This is a genomic window from Pseudomonas sp. NPDC077649 (genome assembly GCF_044542855.1).
GTDB lineage: Bacteria > Pseudomonadota > Gammaproteobacteria > Pseudomonadales > Pseudomonadaceae > Aquipseudomonas.
Genome location: NZ_JBITVF010000010.1, coordinates 26,348 through 48,490, shown reverse-complemented (window position 1 = coordinate 48,490; position 22,143 = coordinate 26,348). Strand labels below are relative to the sequence as shown.

Here is a 22,143-nt window from a genome sequence, read left to right as displayed (position 1 = left end):
CAGGCCCATGCAACTGCTCAATGCCACCCGACTGATGGCGGCCTTCACCCAGGGCCTGGCGCCCGACGGGCGCGAATCGCTGGTAGTGATCGCCAAGGGCACCTTCGACCTGCCGCTGGACGGCCGCGAGGCGCGCCTGCTCGACACCCAGCAGCCGCTGCTGATGGCCGATACCTTTCACGGCGAGCCGGGCCTCAGCGCACCGCTGCAGGAAATGGACTTCGCCCCGGTCAAACCCTTCTGCGACGTGCTGGTACAGGGCAAGGCCCATGCGCCGGGCGGCAAGCCGGCGACCCAGATCACCGCCGGCATCCGCATCGGCCGGGTCGGCAAGGCCTTCTCGGTACTCGGCCCCAGGCAGTGGCAGCCAGGCCTGCTCGGCGTCGCCCCCGGGCTGCCGCAGCCTTTTCTCGAACAGACGATTTCCTACGCCCAGGCCTTTGGCGGCGCCCATCCGCTCAAGGGCAACCCCGAGCAACAACAGGCCTACCCGGATAATCCGGCCGGCATCGGCTGGTATCCGCGCGGCACGGACAGCGCCGACATGCTCGGCATGCCGATGCCCTGCACCGAGGAGCTGGGCAAGCCGGTCGACAGCCCGCAAGGGGACTTCCGCCCCATGGCGCTGGGGCCCATCGGCCGTCACTGGCCGCAGCGCGCCGCCTTTGCCGGCACCTACGACGAGGCCTGGTTGGCGGACTGCTTTCCCTTCCTGCCGGCCGATTTCGACAACCGCTACTTCCAGGCCGCGCCGGCCGATCAGCAGACCGATTACCTCAAGGGCGGCGAGGAGGTGCTGCTGCTCAACCTCACGGCGCAGGAACGCGCGGGCTTTCGCATTCCCCAGATGTCCGTGCCGGTAACCTTCTTTCTCAACAAGGGCGGCCATGAGACGGTGCATGCCGTGATCGACACCCTGCTGATCGACACCGAGGCGCGCCAGGTGCAGCTGACCTGGCGCATATCGCGTCCGCTCAAACGCAACATGTTCGAGATCGCCCAGGTACTGGTGGGCAGCATGTCGCGCGCCTGGTGGCGTGCGCGCGAGCTTGGCAAGGATTACCACGCCGGCCTCGGCAGCCTGGTCAAGTCCAGACACCAGGCGACGGAGGCCGACTGATGAACGCCCTGTGCATTCTCGGCTCCGGCATGGTCAGCGCGGTCGGCCTCAGCGCCCCGGCCAGTTGCGCGGCGATTCGCTGCGCCATCGACAACTTCCAGGAAACCCGCTTTATCGACCGCGGCGGCGAATGGCTGATCGCCGCCAGCGTGCCGCTGGAACAGCCCTGGCGAGGCCGCGCCAAGCTGATCAAGATGGCCGCCCGCGCCATCGCCGAAGCCCTGCAGAATGCACCCGGCGTCGATCCGGCGCAAACCCCGCTGCTGCTCGGCGTCGCCGAACTGGAACGCCCAGGGCGGCTGGAGGGCCTGGACATCGAATTGCTGCACGATATCGAACGGGAACTGGGCCTGGCCTTTCATCCCAGCTCCAACCTCATCGCCCGCGGCCGGGTCAGCGGCGCGGTGGCCCTGCTCAACGCGCGCAAGCTGATCTACCAGGGCGGCCATCGCCACGTGCTGATCGCCGGTGTCGATTCCTTCCTCAGCGCGCCGACCCTGGCCGCCTTCGAGGAGCGCGAACGTCTGCTGACCAGCCAGAATTCCAACGGCTTTATCCCGGGTGAAGGTGCCGCCGCCGTGGTGATCGGCGCTCCGGTCGCCAGCGAGGAGCCGCAACTGGCCTGCCTCGGCCTGGGCTTCGGCATGGAGCCAGCCACGGTGGAAAGCGAAGACATCCCCCTGCGCGCCGAGGGCCTGACGCAGGCCATCCGCGCTGCGCTGGCCGAGGTGGGCTGCGGTCTGGAGCAGATGGACTACCGCGTCACCGACCTGTCCGGCGAGCAGTACTACTTCAAGGAAGCCTCGCTGGCCCTGAGCCGCAGCCTGCGTGTGCGCAAGGAGTTCTTCCATATCTGGCACCCGGCCGACTGCATCGGCGAAGTCGGCGCCGCCATCGGTCCGGCAATGCTCGCCGTGGCCCTGGCCGCCAGCCGCAAGGCTTACGGCGATGGGCCGAACATCCTCTGCCACCTGGGCAACGACGCCGGCCAACGCGCCGCCGCCCTGCTCAGCTACCAACCGGTGAGGGCCGCCTGATGGGCAACCAGGTCTACGCCAACAATATGGAAGTGTCGTGCAAGTCGGCCGACGGCAAGGCCGTGGCCTGCTTCCCCGACGTCTGCTTCACCCCGCCGCAGACCCCGGCCACCCCACCCGGGGTGCCCATCCCCTACCCCAACACAGGCATGGCCAAGGACACCACCAACGGCACCCGCACGGTGAAGATCACCGGCAAGGAAGTAATGCTCAAGAACAAGAGCTACTTCAAGACCAGCTACGGCGACGAGGCCGGTTGCGCGCCGAAGAAAGGGGTGATCACCAGCAAGAACAAGGGCAAGGTGTACTTCACCTCCTGGTCGATGGATGTGAAGTTCGAGGGAGAGAATGTGGTCAGGAACCTGGATATGACCACCCATAACCATGCTTCGATGCCAGGCAATACTCCCCCCTGGATGTACGCCGATGAAATTGCGACCCCTGGCGGCAAAGACCCCTGCGCCAACGATCGCAAAAAGCAGCAAGACAACTGTAAGGACTACAAGCCCAACGAAGCCTGTGACGGTGCCAAACCTTCCAGGCGTAAAGACAGTGGCGAGGCACACTCCCTGGCGGATCAAACTGCTGCGGACAAATGTCTGGCGGCGATGCGCTGCACCCTACGCCCGTACAAGCCAACCGACTCCGAGAAAGCAGAAGGCAACTCCTGCTGCCCCTCGCAAACTCCGCACCACCTGATTGAAGCCAGCGCAGTACATGCCAGTGGCCGCAGCGGTTCAACACTGGCTGGGGTTTCCGAAAACTACCGCGAGGGTAAGGCGCTCTCTATTTGTGCCGAGGGGCAAACACAGTTCACCGGATCTCACGGCATGTTGCATACCTTCCAGAGCGCGGCTGCGGCTGGGGCCCCGACCGAAACGCTGGCGGTCAACGGTGGCGGTTCGGTGACGGCGCCAGCGACAACTTATGGGGTGGCCAAGGCGAATGCGGCCAAGGCCGTCACCAAGACATTCCCTGAGTCGGCGTGCAACGAGGAATGCATCAAGCATCAGCTGGACTACTACCACAAGCGTCAGGGCATGACGGACGACACGAAGATCAAGGCGGTGCAAACCGGAAACTTTGCCGCTGAAGATGTGTCTGCCGCAACGGCACAGGCTGCTGCACGCACAAACGCTATTCGCTCAGCAGGCACGTCCGGCCCTGGCGGCGGGCGATAAACAATACCCAGGAGGAAATCAATGAGTGGCCATTGGACTGGTACCTATTCGTTTGTAACCGGCGCAGTTCGTTTTTTCGATCTGACCTACATCGCAATGAGCGCCGACGAGCTCGATAAAGCGAAATATCCCCATTCTGACTTCGTCGAATGGGATAACCACGTCTGGCGCGATGGGGGACGCACACTGTGGCCGACTGTGGGTATTGCCATTGCGCAAAAACCGCTGCAGCAGATGTGTGCCGTCGGCGTTTATGGGGGAGTGTTGCTGCTGGGTAGTGGTGATCGACACGAAGAACAGATCGGCAATACCGACGAGCTCATCAGAGCCCGAGGCCCGTTACGGGGTGTTCGTACCATCGGTGAACATGTCTACGTCGTTGGAATGAACCGACAGGCTTGGCGTAGAAACGACGCCCATCAGTGGGTCTCCATAGATCAGGGCGCTAGACCGGCAGACGGCAGCAAAGAAGTCGTCGGTTTCGAGGCGGTGGACGGATTCTCCGAGTCGGATATCTATGCGGTGGGGTGGAACGGTGATATCTGGCACTTCGACGGCAAGACCTGGAGCCAGAAGGAAAGCCCAACCAACCTTGTGCTGACCCGGGTACTCTGCGCGGACGACGGTATGGTTTACGCATCGGGACGCAAGGGGTTGCTGCTCAGGGGGCGCGGGGATGTATGGGACGTCATCGATCACCAGAGCATGATCGACGATATCTGGGATCTCGCCTGGTATCAGGACAAGCTGTATCTATCGACCATGTACGGACTATTCACGCTCAACCAGGGCAGGCTCTTGTCGGTCGATTTCGGTGAGGACTCGCCCAGTAGCTGCTATCACCTCAGCGCCTCCGATGGTGTGTTGTGGTCAATTGGCGGCAAGGACATCATGGCCTTCGATGGTAACAATTGGGCGCGTATTGATTGATGAGCGCCAGAATTCATCAGGTCATTGACCAGCACATCGAAGAAGCCGCCTTCCTCGGCCTGCTGCGCAGCATCGCCGTCCACCAGCCCCACTACGACCTCAACCATCTGAGCACCCTGGACAACCGAATCGAGGCCCATCTGGACGGCCTGCGTATCGCCGGCCCGGTCGCTCTAGAAACCCTGCTCCAGCAGCTCGATCCCAACGCCCAGGGCGAAATCTTCGCGGCCACGGTGCTGGCCTTCGAGACCGCCAATACCGCCGCCATGGCCCGGCTGGCCGAGCATGTGCGCGCCGCCCCCGACAGCGCGCGCTTTATGGCCGCGGCCCTGGGCTGGCTGGATTGGGCCCGAGTCGAGCCCTGGGTGGACAAGCTGCTTGGCTCGCCCGAGGCACTGTTTCGTCAGATAGGCCTGGCCGCCTGCGGCATGCACCGCCGCGATCCGGGGCCGGCGCTGATCGCCGGGCTGGCGCATGCCGACGCGGCAGTCGTCGCCCAGGCCGCGCGCACCGCCGGCGAGTTGCGCCGGCGCGATCTGCTGCCGGCGATCCGTGCCCATCGCCTGCAGGCCGACGAAAACGCGCGCTTCTGGGCCAACTGGGCCACGGTGCAGATGGGCGACGAGGAGGCGCTGCTGCCGCTGCGCCAGTTCGCCGAACAACCGGGCCCGCTGCAGCAGCGCGCCTTGCCGGTGCTACTGGCCTGGCAGCCCAGAGAAACCAGCGTCGCCTGGATTCGTCAGTTGATGCCGCAAGCGCAGCAGCGCCGCATGGTCATCCAGGCGGTCGGCCTGCTGGGCGATCCGCTAAGTCTGCCCTGGCTGATCCAGCAGATGCAGGAGGTGCCGCAGGCCCGGGTCGCCGGCGAGGCCTTCAGCCTCATCACTGGAGCAGACCTGGCGTTGCTCGATCTGGAGCTGCGCGACACCCCCGAGCACGACGCCGGCCCCAACGACGATCCGGCGGATGCCAACGTGGCCATGGACGAGGACGAGAACCTGCCCTGGCCCGATCCGGCGTTGGTCGAGGCCTGGTGGCAAGGGGAGAAAGGCGCGTACCAGAATGGCCAGGGCTATTTCCTCGGCCAACCGGTAAGCGAGCAGGGCTATCGCCTGGCCCTATCCACGGCACAGCAGCGCCAACGCAGGGTCGCGGCCTATGGCCTGGCGCGTTTTCGCCCGACCGAGGCGTTGTTCCCGGTCGCCGCGCCCGCCTGGCGGCAGCGGGCCTTGCTCAAGACATGAACGTGAAACAACCGCTCCTGGCGGTGCACCCTAGGCGGCCGGATAACGGCTGACTTCGATCAGATTGCCGTCCGGGTCGCGGAAGTACACCGACTCGATGGGCCCGACGGCGCCGGTGCGCGCCACCGGCCCCTCCTCCACCTCGACGCCCTGCTCCGCCAGATGGCTGAGGATGCGCTCCAGCGGCCAGGCGCTGATCAGGCACAGGTCGATGGCACCCGGCGTCGGCCTGGCGGCCTTGGGCTCGAACTCGCGGCCGGCCCGGTGCAGGTTGAATTTCTGTTGGCCGAAGACCAGCGCATTGCGCCCGGCGCCGAAGCGCTCGTGGCGCATGCCCAGCACGCGTTCGTAAAAGGCGACGGTGGCGTCGATATCGGCCACGGTCAGCACCAGGTGATCCAGTCGTTCGATCATGTTCAATGCCTGTCCAGCAGATGAAAACGCGGCAGCCCCAGGTGCCAGTGGATCGCCGCCAGGCGCGCGCCCAGCACCACCAGCATGGCGGCGCTGGTATCCAGCCAGTGCGGCGTGTCCAGCGCGCGCAGGCCGATGAAGGTCAGCGCGCCGGCGATGCAGGCGGTGGCGTAGATTTCCTTTTGAAAGATCAGCGGGATCTCGTTGCACAGCACGTCGCGGATCACCCCGCCGACCACGCCGGTCATCACCCCCATGATCACCGCGGTGCTGACCGGCGTGCCGTGCTGCAGGGCCAGTTCGGTGCCGTACACGGTGAACACCGCCAGGCCGAAGGCGTCGGCGATCAGCAGGCCCTTCTCATGGATCGGTCGGGTCATGCGCACCCAGACCACCGTGCCCAGCGCCGCCAGCGACGCCACCAGGATATAGGTGTCGTCGCGTATCCAGCTGACCGGGTGATTGTCCAGAATCAGGTCACGCAGGGTGCCACCGCCCAGGGCGGTGACGATGGCCATGACCAGCACGCCGAACAGGTCCATGGATTTGCGCCCGGCCATCAGCGCGCCGGTGATGGCGAACACCGCCACGCCGAACAGGTCGGCGAAGTAGAACAGCTCCTGCATAACCGCCTCAGCGACTGACTGGCGTACGCAAAGTGACGAACTCTTCGGCGGCGCTCGGGTGCACGCCGATGGTTTCGTCGAACACCTGCTTGGTGGCACCAGCCTTGAGCGCGATGGCCAGGCCCTGGACGATCTCGCCCGCCTCCGGGCCGACCATGTGGCAGCCCAGCACGCGGTCGCTGTCGGCATCGACCACCAGCTTCATCAGGGTGCGCTCCTGGCATTCGGTGAGGGTCAGCTTCATCGGTCGGAAGCGGCTCTCGAAAATCTGCACGCGGTGCCCCGCTTCGACCGCCTGTTCCTCGCTCAGGCCGACGGTGCCGATATTCGGCAGGCTGAACACCGCGGTGGGGATCATCCGGTAGTCCAGCGGGCGGTACTGCTCCGGCTTGAACAGGCGGCGCGCCACGGCCATGCCTTCGGCCAGCGCCACCGGGGTCAGCTGTACGCGGCCGATCACGTCACCGATGGCGAGGATCGACGGTGTACTGGTCTGGAACTGCTCGTCCACTTCGATATGGCCGCGCTCGTCCAGCTTCACCTCGACGTTTTCCAGGCCCAGGTTGTCCAGCATCGGCCGGCGGCCGGTGGCGTAGAACACGCAGTCGGCCTGCAGCACGCGGCCGTCCTTGAGGGTGGCGTTGAGGCTGCCATCGGTTTGCCGTTCGATACGCTCGATGTCGGCGTTGAACTGCAGGTCGATACCTTTCTTGCTCAGCTCCTCCTTCAGGTGCCGACGCACCGCGCCGTCGAAGCCGCGCAGGAACAGATCGCCGCGGTACAGCTGGGTGACCTGGGCGCCCAGGCCATGGAAGATCGAGGCAAATTCCACGGCGATATAGCCGCCGCCCACCACCAGCACGCGCTTGGGCAGGGTTTCCAGGAAGAACGCCTCGTTGGAGCTGATGGCATGCTCGCGCCCGGGAATGTCGGGGATCTGCGGCCAGCCGCCGGTGGCGATGAGGATGCGTTCGGCGCTGTGGCGCTGACCGTTCACCTCGACGCTATGGGCGTCGAGAATCCGCGCGTGACCTTCGAACAGGCTCACCCCGCTACTCTCCAGCAGGTTGCGGTAGATGCCGTTGAGGCGCTGGATCTCGCGGTTCTTGTTGGCGATCAGGGTCGCCCAGTCGAAGTTCGCCTCGCCCAGCGACCAGCCGAAACCGCCGGCCTGCTCGAAATCTTCGGAAAAATGCGCGCCGTAGACCAGCAGCTTTTTCGGCACGCAGCCGACGTTGACGCAGGTGCCGCCCAGGTAGCGGCTCTCGGCCACGGCCACGCGGGCCCCAAAACCGGCGGCGAAGCGCGCCGCGCGGACGCCGCCGGAACCGGCGCCGATAACGAACAGGTCGAAGTCGTAACTCATCTGCGGCCTCCTTGGACAGGACGCCAGCATACCGGAAAGGCAAAGACTAAGCTGACTGCCAAGGAGGAAAGCCGCCATGCGTCCGACCCTGACCCACCTGGCGCTGCACGTGCCCGACCTGGACGCCTGCATCGCCTTCTACCAACGCTACTGCGCCATGCAGGTGATCCACCAGCGCCCCGGCAAGGGCACGCGCATCGTCTGGATGGCCGAGCCGGGCAAGGAGCATCAGTTCATCTTCGTCATCATGCCCGGCGGCCAGGATCGCCGGCTGGCCAGCGACGACTACAGCCATTTCGGCTTCGCCCTGGCCAGCCGCGAGGAGGTCGACCGCGTCGCGGCCATGGCCGAGGAAGACGGCTGCCTGATCTGGCCGCCACGCGACGAGCCCTACCCGGTCGGCTACTACTGCGGCCTGCGCGACCCGGCCGGCAACTACGTGGAGTTCAGCTACGGCCAGCCGCTGGGGCCGGGGTCGGAGCGGATGCCCATCCCCTGAAACGCAAGACGCCACCCGAAGGTGGCGTCCTGTGTTGCGCAGGCCTGGTGGCACGGCACATCCTACGGGGGCCCCGGTCGCCGAAGCTCAGTAGGCCTTGCCGGTCTTGTACAGGTTCTCGAAGCAGAAGTTGGTCGCCTCGATATAGCCTTCGGCGCTGCCGCAGTCGAAGCGCTGGCCCTTGAACTTGTACGCCATCACGCAGCCCTGCTGGGCCTGGCGCATCAGCGCGTCGGTGATCTGAATCTCGCCGCCCTTGCCCGGCGGGGTGTCGCGGATCAGATCGAAGATGTCCGGGGTGAGGATGTAGCGGCCGATGATCGCCAGGTTCGACGGCGCGTCCTCGGGCTTGGGCTTCTCCACCATGTTGCTGACCCGGTAGATGTCGTCGCGGATCATCTCGCCGGCGATCACCCCGTACTTGTGGGTCTCGTCCCGCGGCACCTCCTGGATGGCGACGATGGAGCAGCGGAATTGCTTGTACAGCTTGACCATCTGGGTCAGCACGCTGTCGCCTTCCAGGTTCAGGCACAGGTCGTCGGCCAGCACCACGGCGAAGGGTTCGTCACCGATCAGCGGCTGGCCGCAGAGGATGGCGTGCCCCAGGCCCTTCATCTCCACCTGGCGGGTGTAGGCGAAGCTGCAGTCGTCGATCAGGCGGCGGATGCCGACCAGGTACTTTTCCTTGTCGGTGTCGCGGATCTGGTGCTCCAGCTCGTAGCTGACGTCGAAATGGTCCTCCAGCGCGCGCTTGCCGCGGCCGGTGACCATGGCGATCTCGGTGAGGCCAGCGGACAGAGCCTCTTCGACGCCGTACTGGATCAGCGGCTTGTTCACCACCGGCAACATTTCCTTGGGCATGGCCTTGGTCGCGGGCAAGAAGCGGGTGCCGTAACCGGCGGCGGGGAACAGGCATTTCTTGATCATGGGACTCCCAGATGGCGTGTGGAATGCGCCGCCAGTCTATCAAGCTGCGCTGGCCTTACAACTGCCCAGCGCCGGCCGGCCGATGCCGCGATAGAGGAAACCCAGCTCGGCGAGCTGCGCCGCATCGTAGATATTGCGCCCGTCGAACAGCACCGGCATGCGCATCGCGGCGCGGATGCGCAGAAAGTCCGGCTGGCGGAACTGCTTCCACTCGGTCACCAGCACCAGGGCGTCGGCGCCCTCGCTGACCACATAGGGCGAATCGCTGAGCAGCAACTGGCCCTTGGCCAGGTACTCGGCGTAGCGCGACGCCAGCGCCGGGGTCGCCACCGGATCGCAGGCCTGTACCCGTGCGCCCGCCGTCAGCAGCGCGTCGAGCAGCACCAGGCTGGGCGCCTCGCGCAGATCGTCGGTGCCGGGTTTGAACGCCAGCCCCCAGAGCGCCACCACCCTGCCCTGCAGATGGCCGTTGAAGTGCTCGCGCAGCGCCTGGAACAGCAGGGTCTTCTGCAGCGCATTGCGCGCCTCCACCGCCCGCAGGATGCCCGGTTCGAAACCCTCCAGCTCGGCGGTGCGGATCAGCGCGCGCACGTCCTTGGGAAAGCAGGAGCCGCCGTAGCCGCAACCGGCGTAGATGAAGTGGGTGCCGATGCGCTTGTCGCTGCCGATGCCGCGGCGCACCTCCTCGATGTCCACCCCCAGGCGCGCGCAGATGCCGGCCATCTCGTTGATGAAGGAAATCTTGGTGGCGAGGAAGGCATTGGCCGCGTACTTGCTGAACTCCGCGGCGCGCACGCCCATGCACAGCAGGCGGTCGTGGTTGCGCAGGAACGGCGCGTAGAGTCGGCGCAGCAGCTCCCGGCCGCGCTCGTCGTCGCAGCCGACTATGACCCGGTCGGGGCGCATGAAGTCCTCGACCGCCGAACCCTCCTTGAGAAACTCCGGGTTGCTCGCCAGCATGACCCGGGCACGCAGACCACGCCGCGCCAGGGCGGCGTTGATGCGCTGGGCGACGCGCTCGGCGGTGCCCACCGGCACGGTGGACTTGTCCACCACCAGGCAGCCGTGCTCGAGTTGTTCGCCCAGCTCATCCGCCACCGCCAGCACATGGGACAGATCGGCCGAACCGTCCTCGCCGCTGGGCGTGCCCACAGCGATGAAGACCACCTCGGCGCGGCGAATGCCGGCCTTGAGCTGTGCGGTGAAACTGAGTTGGCCGCTGGCCAGTTGCGCCTTGAGCATCGCCTCGAGGCCGGGCTCGTAGATCGGCACCTCGCCGCGGGCGAGCCGCGCCACCCGCAGGGGATCGCGCTCGACGCAGATCACCCGGTTGCCCATCTCGGCAAAGCAGGTCGCCGTCACCAGCCCAACGTAGCCAGCCCCAATTACGCATATCTGCATCGCTGCATCCTCTCGACGGGTTGCAGCGATTGCAGCGGATGGCGGTGGCAGCGGTATGACCGTCAGGTGACCGGGCCATGACAGTCGGCGCAAGGTCGTCCCTCAGTCGTCATCCCACTCCTTGCATTTCACCTCTTTCTTGTACTCGTCGCGCTTGGCGTCGATCTTCACCCGGCAGGCACCGTCGCGGAACTCCTCCTTCCATTCGCCGCGCGGCCAGCTTCGCCCGTGGCCGTCCGGGCATTTGATTTCCAGCAGGTAATCGCCCCGGTCGAACTCCTCTTTGACGCGGCACGGCCCGTCCCGGTAGCGGTTTTCCCATTTGTCATGACCATCGTGACGGTGTTCGGCACTGGCCTGGCTGGCCAATAGCGCCGCCCAGCAGAACGGCAGAACACCGCGCGAAATGAACCGACAGAGCATCATGCAACCTCGCCAATCAACCTCCTCCGCGACGGCGGAGGCACCGGATACCTCTCAGACAGCGGCGCCAGGCTATTTGCTCGCGGCTTGTTCGTTGCTTTTACGCCGGCTCGCTGCCCCCCGCCGCTCTCCTGGGAATTCGTACGTTTGCGAAACTGCCCCGGGACGATGTCGAACATCTCGCGCAAGCGCCGCTGAAAATGCGAGGAGGTCACCAAGCCGCCGGCAATGGCGACTTCGCGCAGGGATTTGAGGGTGGATGGCCGAGTGGCGGTCGGCGGCGTTAGAGGGCTGCCCTGCTTTTCGCCAACTGCAACAACGCCGCCCAACGACTGCCAGCGGGCAGCGCGTCGGGCGGCGTGGGTAGCCCGTGGTTCAGCTGCGGCAGTCCTGGATCAGGCCTTTGACCAGGCCGACCATCATCAGCAGCATCAAGGCCATGAACGGCAAGCCCATCGCCACTGCGCCGGCCTGAATGCCCTTGAGCGCGGTGTCGCCGCCGACCACGAACAGGGTGACGGTGACCAGGGCAATCATCACCAGCCAGAGCACCCGCTGCAGCGGCAGGGTATCGGGATCTCCGCCGGCGGCGAGGTTATCGACCACCAGGGCGCCGGAGTCGACCGAGGTGACCATGAAAATAACCAGCAAGGCCACGACCAGCAGCGAGGCAAGACCGCCCAGCGGCAGCACTTCGAGGAACTGGAAGATGGCCATGTTGACGTCGGTCAGGCCCGCCGCCAGCGCCCCGCTGCCGTCGACGACCTGGGCGATGGCGCCGCCGCCGAAGGCGGCGAACCAGAGCACGGCGACCAGGGTCGGTGCCAGCATCACCATGCCCACCATCTGCCGCAGGGTGCGGCCTTTGGACACGCGCGCGACGAAGATGCCAACCAGCGGGCCCCAGGTGCACCACCAGGCCCAGTAGAACACCGTCCAGCCCTGGAACCAGTCCTGATCCGGGCGTTCGACCCAGTTGCTCAGCGGCAGGAAGAAGCGGCCGTAATCCAGCGCGGCCGTCAGGGCGCCGAAGAAGAACTCCAGCACGCCGATACCGACCACCACCAGCAGGAACAGCCCCAGGGCCAGTAGCATGTTGATATTGCTCAGCAGCTTGACCCCGGCATCCAGCCCGCGCCACAGGGAAATCGCGGCGATGCCGGTCACGGTAGCGATAAACAGCAGCTGGAAGGTGAAGTTGTTGGGCACGCCCAGCACATGGGAAATGCCGGCGGTGGCCTGCATGGCGCCGAGGCCCAGCGAAGTGGCCAGGCCGAAGACGGTCAGCACCACGGTGAACACATCGACCAACTGCCCCGGCAGCCCCTTGTGCGCCTTGCCGATCAAGGGCTGCAGGCCGGAGCTCAGCGACAGCGGCAGGCCCTTGTTGTAGGAGAAGTAGCCGACCACCAGGGCGCTGGTCAGATAGATGGCCCAAGGGTGGAACCCCCAGTGAAACAGGGTGGCGCCCATCGCCGCGTGCTGCGCCTCCGGCGTGTTGGCCGTGACATCCAGCGGCGTCTTCCACCAGGCGGTGTACTGCGCCACGGGTTCGGCCACGCCCCAGTACAGCAGGCCGACACCCATGCCGGCAGCGAACATCATGGAGAACCAGGACAGCGTGCTGAACTCCGGCTTGGCCTCGCGCCCGCCCAGGCGCACCTTGCCCAGGGGCGAGAGCGCCAGGCCCGCGCAAAACAGCACGGCCAGGTTGCCCATGATGATGATGAACCAGTCGCAGTTCTTGAGAATCCAGCCCTTGACGCTCTCCAGTGTCTGGCCGAAGAGCACCGGGTTACTCAGCGCCAGCAGAACCAGCAGCAGGACTATTGAGAACGAGACTGGAAAGATAACCCGATGGAAGTTCAGGCCCAGCACTCGAATATTGAACTCTCGACTGACCAGGCCTTGCGCAGCTATAGGCTTCATGCACGCACCTCGATATTGTTCTTGTAATAAGTTGTTCTACCGAACCCAACCCAGGCACCGAGGTTCCTGGTTCTGGACGTTCTGCAGATGCTCAATGGTCAGTCAGGGGTATGTCCTCGACAAACCATTTAAACTCCGCGACTTATGAGTTTTGGTCATTAATCCGGGCGTGCGCGGCGCCTGCCCTTAACGCCGGGAGAGTCCGACGCCAGCGGCTCCGTTGCCGGCATGGCCGCGTCCGCGCCGCTTCGCTATGAGACTCGATGGCTCATGGACCGGAGTGGCCGGGGTCGCCTGTCAGATCGGGCGCAGGCGTCAGCGGCCCTGCACCGGGCGGCTCGATCACCGCCGCCAGAGTCGCACAGGCGATGCCGTTGGGGGTGGCCTGATGATGCAACGGCGCATCGTCCTGCAGGTGCTCGCCAGTCATGCGCCCCTGCCCCACCGCCAGCGCCAGCACGGCGGCGCTGACGGCGAAGAACAGATAGAGGCTGGAGGCGCCGAAATGCCCCATCAGCGCACCGGCCAGCAGCGGGCCGATACAGGCGCCGACGCCGAAGGTGGCCAGCAATAGCCCCGCCAGCGAAACCCGCAGGCGTGGCTCCATGTTGTCGTTGGCCAAGGCGACGCCCAGTGGATACAGGCAGAACTGCAGAAAGCCGATGCAGGCGCTGAACAACAGCAGCACACCGAACGACAACCCCTGATAGAACGCCAGCGGCAGGCAGGTAAGCATCAGCAACGCCGCCACCGCGCGAATCAGGCTGGCCCGCGGCAGTCGGTCCGACAGCCAGCCGAGCGGCAGTTGCGCGAGCAGGCCGGCAGCGATCGCCAGGGCCATGAACTGCCCCACTTCGACCGTGCCCAGGCCCTGCCGGCTGGCGTAGATCGACGACAATCCATAGAAGCCGCCATTGATCATGCCCGATACCAGCACGGTGATCAGCGACTGCGGCACCCGCTGCAGGAACAGCCGCAGATCGACCGGTTCCGCACTCGGTATGGCCGGGTGCGTGCTACGGGTCAGCGCCATCGGCACCTGGCTCAGGGCGAAGGCGATGACCACGCCGAGCAGCGCGTGCAGGCCCAGGTCGCCGTCGATACTCAGCGCCAGCTGGCCGAGCATCATGCCGACGTAGGCCGAGACCATGTAGATGCCCAGCACCTTACCGCGCTGATCGCTCTGTGCGCAGTCGTTGAGCCAGCTCTCCACCACCATCAGCTGACACATCATCGCCACGCCGACCAGCAGGCGCAGCAACAGCCAGAGGGGCAATCCTTCACTGAAGGCGTGGGTCAGCACCGCCGCGCAGATGATGCCGGAGCAGGCCACGTAGGTGCGGATATGGCCGACGCGACCGATCAGCACCTGGCCGACCTTGCCGCCGACCACCATGCCCAGGGCATTGGCCGCCATCAGCGCGCCGCCCCAGAAATCGGCGACACCGCCGGCGGTCAAGCGCAGCGCCAGATAGGTCATCAGCAGGGTCGAGCCGAGCTGCATCAGCAGACTGGCCAGATACAGTGCAGCGAACGCCTGGGTCAGTCCGAGCAATTGCTCACCCCTTTTTCACGGATAACAACTGCGCCTGAGCCGGGCGCGCAGCAAAGCGGGACCATCTGCAACGCTCCCCTGGCTAGGCCAGACCGTGGCGCTGCTTCCAGTCGCCCGGATGGACCACGTAACCGAACAGCGCATGCCCGCCGTAGACCAGCTCGGTGCCCTCGGGAATCCACAGCAGCTGGCCCGGCCCGACCCGGTACAGCTGGCCGTTGGCCTTGAGTTCAAAGCAGCCCTGGATGACGAAGATCACCTCGTCGTACAGCAGGGTCCAGGCCACCTCGGCACCCTCCCAGCGGGCGAAACCTATGCCGATGTGCGGCGAGACCTCGTTGCCGATCGCCCGCGCCACGAAGGCGGCGCCGGGCGGGCCGCCGCGCGGGATGAAGTCCAGGTCATGGTGATCGACCAGCAGCACCGGGCCTTTGTCGGAAACGACCTGGCTCATAGCTCGCTCCGACTGTTCCAGGCCGCCAGGCGAATGCGCGAGCGCACGCCGAGGCCGAGGAAGGGTTCCGGCGGGTTCAGCGACGGCATGCCGGTGACCGCCTGGATGTCGCGCAGCTGCGCCGAATCGGCGCCCACCGCCAGGTCGGCCAGCAGAGTGCCGGAGATGGTGCCCCAGGCCGCGCCGACGCCGTTGTCGCAGGCCGAGGCGAACACGCCTGGCTCCAGCTCGCCGAAGAAGTTGGTGAAGTTGCGTGAAATGGCGTAGACGCCGCCCCAGGTGTGGCTGAACGGCACCTCGGCCAGCTGCGGGAAGCGCGCTAGGAAAGCCTTGCGATGGTCATTGCGCACCGACTCGCGCATGGCGTCGCTGGTGCTCTTGCCGTACTTGGGCACGTGCTTGTAGGTGTTGCGGATGATCAGGCGGCGGTCCTGGGTCATGCGCACCGTGGTGCCGGCGTGATCGGCCGGGGTCAGCCCCCAGTCGAGCTGGCCGCCATAAACGGCCAGTTCGGCGTCACTCAGCGGCCGGGTCCAGCTGGCGAAGGTCATCACCGGCAGCAGGCGGTTGCGCAGGTAGCCGAACTCCTGGGTGAAGATGCTGGTGCCCAGCAGCAGCCGCGGGGTGCGGATGCTGCCGGTGCTGCCGTGGAGAATCCAGCCGCCCTGGCCATCGCGCTGCAGGCGCTGGATCGGTGACTCCTCGAGCAGCTCGACATTGCCGGGCAGCGAGCGACCCAGGCCGCCGACCAGCGCCGCCGGCTGCATCAGATAGCACCCCGGGGTGTAGATCGCCCCGCTGTAGTGCTGACTGCCCAGGACCTTGGCCAGTTCGCCGCGCTCGACCCACGCGAAGGGCTCGCCGAGATCCTGCATCAGGCGCTCGAAATGCTGCAGATAGGCCACGCCGCGCGGCCCCACCGCGCCCTGGTACTTGCCGGCGTGGGACCACTGGCAGTCGATCCCGTGACGCTGGATCAGCCCCTGCAACTGGGCGATGGCGGCGCGGTTGAGGCCGAGCAGGCGCTGCTTGTGCGCCGGATCAGGGTGTTCCAGGGCGAACTTGTGCGGCAGGTCGATGACGAAGCCGGAGTTGCGCCCCGAGGCGCCGTAGCCGACGCGCTGGGCATCGACCAGCAGGATGCGCGCCTCGGGATGGTGCTCGGCCAGGCGCCGGGCGGCGGCCAGGCCGGCGAAACCGGCGCCGATCACCGCGTAGTCGGCACGCTGCTCGCCCTGCAGGCGTGTGGCGGGCTCGGCGGCGGGCAGCGCGGCGTACCAGCCGCAGCTGGCGTCGTCGTGGGGCAGATTGATGCTCTTGTTCATGCTTGCGCCCTCAGGCCACGGCCCGTTGTGCGTTCTGACAGGATTGCAGCCAGCTGTTGCGCTGCGCTTGGGCTTGCCGGCCGAGCAGGACGAAGCCGCACAGGGTGCCGGCGGTGTCGTAGTAGCCGGCGCTGAGGCCATCGGCGGTCGCCGTGCAACGCCATTCGCCGGCTACGCCGACGGCCGGCGGCAGCAGGCACAGCGGTGCGGCCGGGGTCTTCACCGTCACCGGCATCAGCGGGTAGCTGACCGTGGTTGGCTGGCCGAGCAGGGTCTTGCTCAGGGCGGCGATGCCCTGGTTGATCGGCGCCAGGTAGGGCAGCAGCTGGCCGTCGATCTCGATGCAGTCGCCCAGGGCGTAGATCCCCGCTTGCGAGCACTGCAGGCGGGCATCGACCCGGATGCCGCGACCCACGGCGAGCCCGGCGCTTTCGGCCAGGCCCAGGTTGGGCCGCAGGCCGACGGCGGAGAGCACCAGATCGGCGTCCAGGCCCTCGCCATCGGCCAGGGTCAGGCGGTAGCCCTGCTCCAGTGCGTCTATGCGCTGCAGAGTGTTCTGCAGGTGCCACTGCACGCCCAGCTCCGCCAGCGCGGTCTGCAGCTGCCGGCCGGCCTCGGCCGGCAACAGGCGCTCCATCGGCCATTTACCGAGGCCGATAACGCTGACCTCGAAGCCGCTGGCCGCCAGGTCATTGGCGAACTCGCAGCCGATCAGGCCGTCGCCGAGGATGGCGACGCGGCGCACGCCGACCAGGCGCTCGCGGAAGCTGCGATAGTCGTGCAGGTTGTTGACGCTGAGCAGCGCGTCGCTGGCCCCTTCGATGGGCAAGCGAATCGGCGCCGCGCCGCTGGCCAGCACCAGCTGGCCGTACTCCATCTCGCCGATAGTGGTGTGCAGGCGTCGCTCCGTGGTGTCGATGCGCTCGACCCTGCAATGCGGGTAGACGCGAATCTTCAGGCGCCTCTCGATGGCCAGGGCCGACTCGCCGGCCAGCGCCTCGGCGCTCTTGCCCTGAGCCAGGCCGATGGACAGCGCCGGTTTGGAGTACAGGTGCCCGGACTCCTGGGTTAGCACGCGGATTTCAACCTCGGCATCGGCGCGGCGCAACGCCTGGGCCAGGCCATAGCCGGCATAACCGCTGCCGATGATGACGATGGGCTGACGCACGCCAGCCGCAGGTTGTGCGGGCGCCGCCGGGGGCACCGGCAAGGGCGTCGAGGGGGTCGCTGCCGCGGCGACTACCGGGCTGATGTCGAGCATCTCGAAATCTTCCTTGCCGACCTTGCACTCCGGGCACTTCCAGTCCGCCGGCACATCTTCCCAACGGGTGCCGGCGACAATGCCGTCGTCCGGCCAGCCCAGGGCCTCGTCATAGATCAGGCCGCAGACCACACAGAGCCAGGTCTTGAACATGTCGTTCACTCCCCCGCCACGCGAATGGCGACGTTCTTGGTACGTACGTAGCTATACAGCGCTTCCTGGCCCTTCTCGCGGCCGAAACCGGACAGCCCCACACCGCCGAACGGCGTTTCGATGCCGCCGGCATACCACTCGTTGACGAATACCTGGCCGGCCCGCAGGCGCCGCACGCAGCGCATGGCGCGGCTGATGTCCTGGGTGAAGACGCCGGCGACCAGACCGAAGTCGGTGCCGTTGGCGATCTCGATGGCCTGCTCCTCGCTGTCGAAGGGGATGATCGCCAGGACCGGGCCGAACACCTCTTCCCGGGCGATACACATCTCGGGGCGCACATCGCGGAACACGGTCGGGCGCATAAAGTGCCCGGCCCTGTCGCTGAAAGCCTCGCCACCGGTGGCCGCCACTGCGCCCGCGTCGACGGCGCGCCGGCACAGGCTTTCGATGCTGGCCAGTTGTGCGGCGCTGACCACCGGGGTGAGGTCCGGGTTGTCCTGGCCGAGGCCGACGGACAGCCCTTCGGCCAGCTCGACCACGGCGGCGACGATCTCTTCGTAGATCTCGCGCTGCACCAGCAGGCGCGACATGGCCGAGCAGACCTGGCCGGCATTGAAGAAGATGCCGCCCTTGACGCTGGCCAGCAGCTGCTGGCGGTCGACGTCGGCGAAGGCGATGGCCGCCGACTTGCCGCCCAGCTCCATGACGCTGGGAATCGCATTCTCGGCGGCATCGCGCAGGATGGTCTGGCCAGTGGGCACCGAGCCGGTGAAGACGATCTGGTCGACCTTGGCGCTGCTCACCAGATGCGCCCCGACCTCGCGGCCGCGGCCGCAGATCAGGTTGACCGCGCCCCTGGGCAGGCCGGCGCGGGCGATGGCACGCAGCAGCACGCACAGGCCCAGCGGCGACAGCTCCGGCGACTTGATCACCACTGCGTTGCCGGCAGCCAAAGCGGGTGCCAGGGAGCGGGCGCAGATGGACACCGGGAAGTTCCACGGCACGATCTGCGCCGACACGCCCATGGGGTCGTAGAGGGTGAAGTCCATGTAGCCGTTGCCCAGCGGGATCGAGGTGCCCTCGATCTTGTCGGCCATGCCGGCGTAGTACTCGAAGTAGCGAGCGGCTTCGATGAACTCGTCGCGGGCATCGTTGAGGCTCTTGCCGTTTTCCTGGCACAGCACCCAGGCCCCCTCCTCGGCCACCGCGCGAATCTCGGCGGCGGCGCGCAGCAGCCAGGTCACCCGCTGCGCCGGGCGGGCGCGGGTCAGCTCACCGCTGTCGACGCAACGCCGCGCCGCCAGCAGGGCGTGCTCGGCGTCCTCACGCGAGGCCTGGGCGATGGTCGCCACCGGCTCGGCGGTACCGGGATTGCTCACCTGCAGGTGCTGGGCACTGTCCACCCATTCACCGTCGATGTAGTTCAGCCAGTGTTCGGCAATCGGAAACATGGCGAGCTCCTCAGGCGTTCTGGGCGATGGCCAGCAGCTTGCGCGCGGCCCACTGGTGGAAGTAGTGAGTCGGGATGTCCATCTCCGGGGAGAACGCGCCGCCGCCGTAGCCGGGCGAGTGACGGCCCTTCTGCATGCCTTCGACCGAGGCGATGTCCTCGGCGAACACCACCTTCCACGACTCCAGGATGGCGTTGCGGCAGGCGGCGTATTCGTCGCCCAGCGCCTCGTCGCCGACGTAGAACAGGCGCAGGTGCTCGATGGTGCGCCCCGGTGCGACCGGTTCCAGCTGCATGGCGAAGGCGTGGTCGGCCTGGATACCGAGCAGCACGTTGGGGAAGAAGGCCACGTACTCGGCGTTGCGCAGGCGATCCTGCGGCCAGCTGGGGAACTGCGGCAGGTGGGTGCCGGCGACGTCGGAGAGGTTGTACGCGTAGCTGCCCTGGCCGGCGAACTGCTCGTCGAACAGGATGTTGTAGTGATCCTCCAGGCGCGAGTAGCTGTTCAGACTCGGGTGCACCCACGGCAGGTGGTACGCCTCGCAGTAGTTCTCCACTGCCAGTTTCCAGTTGCAGGCGATGTCCAGGGTGGTGGCGTCCATGTTGGCGCGGCGGCGCATCAGGCCCATGCCGTCGTCGCCGAGGAACTGGCTCCAGCGCGCGGTCAGCGGCGCCAGCATCTCTTCCAGCGGCTGCGCGTCGCCGGACAGGTTGACGAACACCATGTCCATCCAGATGGCGCTGCGGATGGCCTTGAGGCCGTGCTTTTCGCAGGCGAAGCGCTCGTCCTTGTGCTTGTCGATGCCGCCGACGTGCGGGGTGCCCTTGAGGCCGCCGTTGAGGTCGTAGGTCCAGGAGTGGTAGGGGCAGCGGATCACGCCCTGCACAGTGCCCTCTTCCTCCACCAGCTTCATGCCGCGGTGGCTGCAGACGTTGTGGAACACCTGTACCAGGCCGTCGCGGTTGCGCATCAGCAGCAGCGGCAGGCCCATGAAGTCGACCGGCTTGACCGAGCCGTTCTGGCTCAGGTCGCTGGCAAAACCGACGCAGGCCCAGGTCTTGCCCATGATCTGGTCGCGCTCGAGCTCGAACAGCTTCTGATCGGTGTAGAACGCGTTGGACAGGCCGGTGGCCTCGTGGATCGGCGCGAGAACGGTTTCCAGCTGATGCACTGGGATCTGCTGAGAAGTGGCTTGAGTCATTGTTGTTATCCCCTGCAAGGCACGGTGGTGGTGATCGGCAGGCGCGCTGGCCTTGTCCGTTGGCGGCCAGTTTCGGAAAGCGGGGGATTGTTCGACAAACGATTTTTTACCGCCGCATTTATGACTATTACTCATTAATGCGTCAATGCAGAGCGGCCGCAGGCAGCACGGGACGGTAGCTCCCCATGCGTGAAGATAAGCGGTTTATGACAAAGCATGGCCCGACGAGCGGGCGTAGGCTATCGCGCGACCTAAGCGGCCGCGTCGCTTCAGGGGGGGCTTGCTTCGCCGTTCGCCTGGCCGGCTACCTGCTCCATCAGCCAGCTGCGAAAACGCTTGACGCTCTGCCGGCTGCTGCCGCGACCAAGCGGCTCGAGCAGGCAGAATTGCGCCTCGGTGCGCAGCACGTCCTCGATGGGCCGCACCAGCGCGCCGGTCTGCAGGTGATTGTCGACCAGGTTCGACCAGGCCAGCGCAATGCCCTGCCCGCTCAGCGCCGACTGGATCAGCATCGAGTAGCTGTTGATGTTGATCCTGTGCCTGGGGTTCCGTGCCTTGTGGCCCAGTCGCTGAAACCATTCCGGCCAGCTGATCCAGTCGCGCTGCGGGTCTTCCAGCCACAGCCAGGTGCCGGCGGCCAACTGCGCCAGCCCGGTGAGCTCCGGATGCTTGGCGAGATAGCCCGGGCTGCACACCGGGAACACCTCCTCGGCGAACAGCGACGTCACCTGCATGTTCTTCGGCGGCGTGCGGCAGTAATAGAGCGCCAGGTCGCAATCGAGCCGGGAAAAGTCCCTGACATGGTCGTAGGCGATGATGCGCAGATCGACCTCCTCGTTGTCGCGCTGGAACTCAGCGACCCTGGGCAACAGCCAGAGCGACGCCATCGCCGTGCTGGTGACCACCGTCACCTGCTGGGCGCCGCGCCAGTGACGGATTTCGCCCGTGGCGTGGGCCAGCTGCAGCAAGGCCTCGCGCACCGTTTCGTAGTACTGGCTGCCGGTGGGGCTGAGGTTGATCTCGCGGGTGGTGCGCTCGAACAGGGTCTTGCCGAGGTAATCCTCAAGCAGGCGCACCTGTCGACTGATCGCCCCCTGGGTGACGTTCAGCTCTTTGGCGGCCAGGGTAAAGCTCAGATGCCGGGCGGCGGACTCGAATGCCACCAGGCTATTCAGGGGCGGTAGAGGTTGAATTTTCATGCAGGCGTTCACGCAGGCGTTGTTGTTGTTTGGCAGGAGTCTATAGCTCCGGCCTGCCGCCGGCATTCAAATTGTGCTGGTCGCGGCGTCAGTAGCGCCGATCACCCTGACTGGGAAAATGGCCGCTAAAAATCAGTTAAATAGAAGCGATAAGTCGTAATCAGGCGGCCATCCTGCAAATTATCCAGCAGTGCTTCGGGGCCGCCTGACAGCGCGTCCGCGAGCGCTGCGAGAAGCCTGCCGGCCGTTGAGCTGGGCGGATCAAGCCGGCGCATCAATTCAGCGAGCGAATACCTGGCATCACGACATGTCATTTCTCAAATAGTCGCCGGGTCACTAGGGTGCGATGAGCCGGGCTCAGCGACATCGGCCAGGCGGTGTAGCTCGCCGGCCCCGCTGTCCGGCCTTCAGGGCCGGCCCGCTTGGCGGTCTCGCCTCCATTTCCCT

20 protein-coding genes and 1 pseudogene are annotated in these 22,143 nt (G+C 66.1%); 6 read left to right on the top strand and 15 right to left on the bottom strand.

Annotation, left to right across the window (positions count from 1 at the left end):
- The first annotated feature begins 7 nt into the window (after window positions 1-7).
- The 5 genes from ACIGFL_RS22515 to ACIGFL_RS22495 are packed head-to-tail and all read left to right on the top strand — an operon-like array spanning window position 8 to window position 5,512.
- A complete protein-coding gene (locus ACIGFL_RS22515; RefSeq protein ID WP_397498638.1) occupies window positions 8-1,120 on the top strand; it encodes a DUF2169 domain-containing protein in 1,113 nt (370 codons plus the stop codon).
- Entirely contained in the window at window positions 1,117-2,157 is a 1,041-nt protein-coding gene (locus ACIGFL_RS22510; protein WP_397498662.1) for a hypothetical protein, read from the top strand. The genes ACIGFL_RS22515 and ACIGFL_RS22510 overlap by 4 nt, the downstream gene beginning before the upstream one ends.
- On the top strand, window positions 2,157-3,338 hold the full coding sequence (locus tag ACIGFL_RS22505; RefSeq protein WP_397498637.1) for a PAAR-like domain-containing protein: 1,182 nt from the start codon (window positions 2,157-2,159) through the stop codon (window positions 3,336-3,338). The genes ACIGFL_RS22510 and ACIGFL_RS22505 overlap by 1 nt, the downstream gene beginning before the upstream one ends.
- 21 nt (window positions 3,339-3,359) lie before the next feature.
- Window positions 3,360-4,268, top strand: coding sequence for a hypothetical protein (locus ACIGFL_RS22500; protein ID WP_397498636.1), 909 nt, complete (start codon window positions 3,360-3,362; stop codon window positions 4,266-4,268).
- Window positions 4,268-5,512 carry a TIGR02270 family protein gene (locus ACIGFL_RS22495; RefSeq protein ID WP_397498635.1) on the top strand — a complete coding sequence of 415 codons (1,245 nt, stop codon included), beginning with the start codon at window positions 4,268-4,270 and terminating at the stop codon, window positions 5,510-5,512. Before ACIGFL_RS22500 ends, ACIGFL_RS22495 begins: the two co-directional genes overlap by 1 nt.
- 30 nt (window positions 5,513-5,542) lie before the next feature.
- Here the strand turns inward: ACIGFL_RS22495 and ACIGFL_RS22490 are convergent, their stop codons facing one another.
- From ACIGFL_RS22490 to gorA, 3 genes are read right to left on the bottom strand one after another with little or no spacing between them, the layout of a single operon-like run.
- On the bottom strand, window positions 5,543-5,926 hold the full coding sequence (locus tag ACIGFL_RS22490) for a VOC family protein (RefSeq protein WP_397498634.1): 384 nt from the start codon (window positions 5,924-5,926) through the stop codon (window positions 5,543-5,545).
- 2 nt (window positions 5,927-5,928) lie between these two features.
- Complete coding sequence (locus tag ACIGFL_RS22485; RefSeq protein ID WP_397498633.1) at window positions 5,929-6,552, bottom strand: trimeric intracellular cation channel family protein; 624 nt, start codon at window positions 6,550-6,552, stop codon at window positions 5,929-5,931.
- 7 nt (window positions 6,553-6,559) lie between these two features.
- Window positions 6,560-7,918 (bottom strand): glutathione-disulfide reductase, encoded by a 1,359-nt coding sequence (gene gorA / locus ACIGFL_RS22480; RefSeq protein WP_397498632.1) that lies wholly within the window; start codon window positions 7,916-7,918, stop codon window positions 6,560-6,562.
- Between the two features lie 76 nt (window positions 7,919-7,994).
- Between gorA and ACIGFL_RS22475 the strand changes: the two genes are divergently transcribed.
- A complete protein-coding gene (locus ACIGFL_RS22475) occupies window positions 7,995-8,417 on the top strand; it encodes a VOC family protein (RefSeq protein WP_397498631.1) in 423 nt (140 codons plus the stop codon).
- An 87-nt stretch (window positions 8,418-8,504) separates the two neighbouring features.
- Here ACIGFL_RS22475 and galU read toward each other — a convergent pair whose 3' ends face one another.
- The 12 genes and pseudogenes from galU to ACIGFL_RS22415 form a co-directional block, all read right to left on the bottom strand.
- Window positions 8,505-9,344: a UTP--glucose-1-phosphate uridylyltransferase GalU gene (gene galU, locus ACIGFL_RS22470; RefSeq protein WP_397498630.1), complete on the bottom strand. Its 840-nt coding sequence runs from the start codon at window positions 9,342-9,344 to the stop codon at window positions 8,505-8,507.
- Window positions 9,345-9,383: 39 nt separating this feature from the next.
- The gene (locus ACIGFL_RS22465) at window positions 9,384-10,745 is read right to left on the bottom strand and encodes a UDP-glucose/GDP-mannose dehydrogenase family protein (protein ID WP_122107878.1); all 1,362 of its coding nucleotides are present in this window, start codon (window positions 10,743-10,745) and stop codon (window positions 9,384-9,386) included.
- Between the two features lie 102 nt (window positions 10,746-10,847).
- Window positions 10,848-11,171 carry a hypothetical protein gene (locus ACIGFL_RS22460; protein ID WP_021442129.1) on the bottom strand — a complete coding sequence of 108 codons (324 nt, stop codon included), beginning with the start codon at window positions 11,169-11,171 and terminating at the stop codon, window positions 10,848-10,850.
- A gap of 372 nt (window positions 11,172-11,543) precedes the next feature.
- Window positions 11,544-13,097 carry a BCCT family transporter gene (locus ACIGFL_RS22455; RefSeq protein ID WP_031302648.1) on the bottom strand — a complete coding sequence of 518 codons (1,554 nt, stop codon included), beginning with the start codon at window positions 13,095-13,097 and terminating at the stop codon, window positions 11,544-11,546.
- Between the two features lie 268 nt (window positions 13,098-13,365).
- Window positions 13,366-14,643 carry an MFS transporter gene (locus tag ACIGFL_RS22450; RefSeq protein ID WP_256217931.1) on the bottom strand — a complete coding sequence of 426 codons (1,278 nt, stop codon included), beginning with the start codon at window positions 14,641-14,643 and terminating at the stop codon, window positions 13,366-13,368.
- A gap of 91 nt (window positions 14,644-14,734) precedes the next feature.
- Complete coding sequence (locus tag ACIGFL_RS22445; RefSeq protein ID WP_021442126.1) at window positions 14,735-15,106, bottom strand: ethanolamine utilization protein EutQ; 372 nt, start codon at window positions 15,104-15,106, stop codon at window positions 14,735-14,737.
- Window positions 15,103-16,431: an NAD(P)/FAD-dependent oxidoreductase gene (locus tag ACIGFL_RS22440; protein WP_397498629.1), complete on the bottom strand. Its 1,329-nt coding sequence runs from the start codon at window positions 16,429-16,431 to the stop codon at window positions 15,103-15,105. The genes ACIGFL_RS22445 and ACIGFL_RS22440 overlap by 4 nt, the downstream gene beginning before the upstream one ends.
- A gap of 10 nt (window positions 16,432-16,441) precedes the next feature.
- The gene (locus ACIGFL_RS22435) at window positions 16,442-17,692 is read right to left on the bottom strand and encodes an FAD-dependent oxidoreductase (protein ID WP_256218099.1); all 1,251 of its coding nucleotides are present in this window, start codon (window positions 17,690-17,692) and stop codon (window positions 16,442-16,444) included.
- A pseudogene (locus tag ACIGFL_RS22430) lies at window positions 17,681-17,845 on the bottom strand (rubredoxin); the annotation flags it as partial. The gene ACIGFL_RS22435 and the pseudogene ACIGFL_RS22430, both read right to left, overlap by 12 nt.
- Window positions 17,846-17,850: 5 nt before the next feature.
- Window positions 17,851-19,296: an aldehyde dehydrogenase family protein gene (locus tag ACIGFL_RS22425; protein ID WP_397498628.1), complete on the bottom strand. Its 1,446-nt coding sequence runs from the start codon at window positions 19,294-19,296 to the stop codon at window positions 17,851-17,853.
- Window positions 19,297-19,306: 10 nt separating this feature from the next.
- Window positions 19,307-20,497: an aromatic ring-hydroxylating dioxygenase subunit alpha gene (locus ACIGFL_RS22420; RefSeq protein WP_031303219.1), complete on the bottom strand. Its 1,191-nt coding sequence runs from the start codon at window positions 20,495-20,497 to the stop codon at window positions 19,307-19,309.
- Window positions 20,498-20,766: 269 nt separating this feature from the next.
- Window positions 20,767-21,696, bottom strand: a complete 930-nt coding sequence (locus ACIGFL_RS22415) for a LysR substrate-binding domain-containing protein (protein ID WP_031303220.1) — start codon at window positions 21,694-21,696, stop codon at window positions 20,767-20,769.
- Between the last annotated feature and the right edge of the window lie 447 nt (window positions 21,697-22,143).

Bases quoted from the DNA above. Each gene is read 5' to 3' on its own strand.
- ACIGFL_RS22485 (WP_397498633.1), bottom strand. From the start codon at position 6,552: ATGCAGGAGCTGTTCTACTTCGCCGACCTGTTCGGCGTGGCGGTGTTC.
- ACIGFL_RS22420 (WP_031303219.1), bottom strand. From the start codon at position 20,497: ATGACTCAAGCCACTTCTCAGCAGATCCCAGTGCATCAGCTGGAAACC.
- gorA (WP_397498632.1), bottom strand. From the start codon at position 7,918: ATGAGTTACGACTTCGACCTGTTCGTTATCGGCGCCGGTTCCGGCGGC.
- ACIGFL_RS22415 (WP_031303220.1), bottom strand. From the start codon at position 21,696: ATGAAAATTCAACCTCTACCGCCCCTGAATAGCCTGGTGGCATTCGAG.
- ACIGFL_RS22440 (WP_397498629.1), bottom strand. From the start codon at position 16,431: ATGAACAAGAGCATCAATCTGCCCCACGACGACGCCAGCTGCGGCTGG.
- galU (WP_397498630.1), bottom strand. From the start codon at position 9,344: ATGATCAAGAAATGCCTGTTCCCCGCCGCCGGTTACGGCACCCGCTTC.
- ACIGFL_RS22500 (WP_397498636.1), top strand. From the start codon at position 3,360: ATGAGTGGCCATTGGACTGGTACCTATTCGTTTGTAACCGGCGCAGTT.
- ACIGFL_RS22435 (WP_256218099.1), bottom strand. From the start codon at position 17,692: ATGCTCGACATCAGCCCGGTAGTCGCCGCGGCAGCGACCCCCTCGACG.
- ACIGFL_RS22490 (WP_397498634.1), bottom strand. From the start codon at position 5,926: ATGATCGAACGACTGGATCACCTGGTGCTGACCGTGGCCGATATCGAC.
- ACIGFL_RS22495 (WP_397498635.1), top strand. From the start codon at position 4,268: ATGAGCGCCAGAATTCATCAGGTCATTGACCAGCACATCGAAGAAGCC.
- ACIGFL_RS22505 (WP_397498637.1), top strand. From the start codon at position 2,157: ATGGGCAACCAGGTCTACGCCAACAATATGGAAGTGTCGTGCAAGTCG.
- ACIGFL_RS22515 (WP_397498638.1), top strand. From the start codon at position 8: ATGCAACTGCTCAATGCCACCCGACTGATGGCGGCCTTCACCCAGGGC.
- ACIGFL_RS22425 (WP_397498628.1), bottom strand. From the start codon at position 19,296: ATGTTTCCGATTGCCGAACACTGGCTGAACTACATCGACGGTGAATGG.
- ACIGFL_RS22455 (WP_031302648.1), bottom strand. From the start codon at position 13,097: ATGAAGCCTATAGCTGCGCAAGGCCTGGTCAGTCGAGAGTTCAATATT.
- ACIGFL_RS22460 (WP_021442129.1), bottom strand. From the start codon at position 11,171: ATGATGCTCTGTCGGTTCATTTCGCGCGGTGTTCTGCCGTTCTGCTGG.
- ACIGFL_RS22475 (WP_397498631.1), top strand. From the start codon at position 7,995: ATGCGTCCGACCCTGACCCACCTGGCGCTGCACGTGCCCGACCTGGAC.
- ACIGFL_RS22445 (WP_021442126.1), bottom strand. From the start codon at position 15,106: ATGAGCCAGGTCGTTTCCGACAAAGGCCCGGTGCTGCTGGTCGATCAC.
- ACIGFL_RS22465 (WP_122107878.1), bottom strand. From the start codon at position 10,745: ATGCAGATATGCGTAATTGGGGCTGGCTACGTTGGGCTGGTGACGGCG.